The organism is Vibrio sp. Y176 (assembly GCF_033438945.1).
On the sequence record NZ_JAWOQS010001269.1, the window covers coordinates 1 to 503 of the forward strand.

The window sequence follows — 503 nt, forward strand, 5'->3', positions numbered from 1 at the left end:
CGCCTAAAACACCAGCACTGATAGATAGCGGATCAAAGCGAAGTGCTTCACCAGCTTCGTAAGTCAATACTGGGATATCACACTTCTCGGCTTCGCTACGTAGCGAGCCATCACGCAATGCAGAGTCAACGATCACTGGCGTGGCAAATGCTTTCGCAATGCGCAGTGTTTCCGGATTGCTCAGGTTAGCGCGTATTTGGGGTAGGTTAGTACGATGAATCGCACCTGTGTGTAAATCTAAAATGTAATCACAACGTTTCGCTATATTATTGAAGAATCCATACGCCATACGTGAAGCGAGTGCGCCTTTTTCGCTGCCAGGGAAACAACGGTTTAGATCGCGGCGATCGGGTAAGTAACGAGACTTATGGATAAAGCCAAATACGTTTACGATTGGCACCGCAATAACCGTACCTTTTAGCTTTAATGGGTTTAACTGGTTGATCATCTGACGAACGATCTCTACGCCATTAAGCTCATCACCATGGATTGCGGCGTTCACC

The 503-nt window shown here is 47.1% G+C and carries 1 protein-coding gene; it reads right to left on the reverse strand.

Going from position 1 to position 503, the window contains the following annotated elements:
• Window positions 1–503, reverse strand: a 503-nt coding sequence (locus R7O13_RS31340; RefSeq protein ID WP_318305797.1) for a succinylglutamate desuccinylase/aspartoacylase family protein, incomplete at both ends; no start/stop codon positions are given.